This window comes from Oceanivirga salmonicida (genome assembly GCF_001517915.1).
In the GTDB taxonomy this organism is placed as follows: Bacteria; Fusobacteriota; Fusobacteriia; order Fusobacteriales; family Leptotrichiaceae; genus Oceanivirga; species Oceanivirga salmonicida.
In genome coordinates this window covers 1-446 of sequence record NZ_LOQI01000185.1, presented here as the reverse complement: position 1 = coordinate 446, position 446 = coordinate 1, and the positions used below count along the sequence as shown (strand labels likewise).

The window sequence follows — 446 nt, the reverse complement described above, 5'->3', positions numbered from 1 at the left end:
TTCATGTTATGGTTTTACATTTACATCACCTTCTTTATTTTTTACTTCTATAACAATTTCCATATATTTATTTCTTAAATCTAATTCTAGTAAAGTTTTTCCTAAAAATTTATCTACTAATTTTACTTCAAAAATATAATATTCATCTGAAAATTTAGAGTATTCCATAACTTATGGATGCATAACTGAATATGCTATTTTTTCTCCCATTAATTCCTCTGGGTAAACTACTTCTGTTGCTCCTATTTTTTCTAAAACTTTACCTTGTATTTTAGTCGTTGCCTTACAAATTATTCTAGGTATATTCATTTCTTTTAACATTACTGTTACTAAAATACTATTTTGAACATTAGTTCCTATACAAACGAAAGCAGCATCAAAACTATCTTTTGCTATATTTTTTAAAGCATTTTCATCAGTTATGGAATACTTTAAATTTTCAGATG

Annotated in this window: 2 protein-coding genes; both read right to left on the bottom strand. The window is 24.7% G+C overall.

What is annotated here, in order from left to right; all coding sequences use genetic code 11:
- Positions 1-6: 6 nt before the first annotated feature.
- Complete coding sequence (locus AWT72_RS09560) at positions 7-168, bottom strand: TrkA C-terminal domain-containing protein (RefSeq protein ID WP_156413160.1); 162 nt, start codon at positions 166-168, stop codon at positions 7-9.
- Positions 169-171: 3 nt separating this feature from the next.
- Positions 172-446: NAD-binding protein (locus AWT72_RS08870; protein ID WP_197407674.1), on the bottom strand; the 275-nt coding region annotated here is incomplete at its 5' end.

Coding starts and splice junctions, on each gene's coding strand:
- AWT72_RS09560 (WP_156413160.1), bottom strand. CDS start 168: ATGGAATACTCTAAATTTTCAGATGAATATTATATTTTTGAAGTAAAA.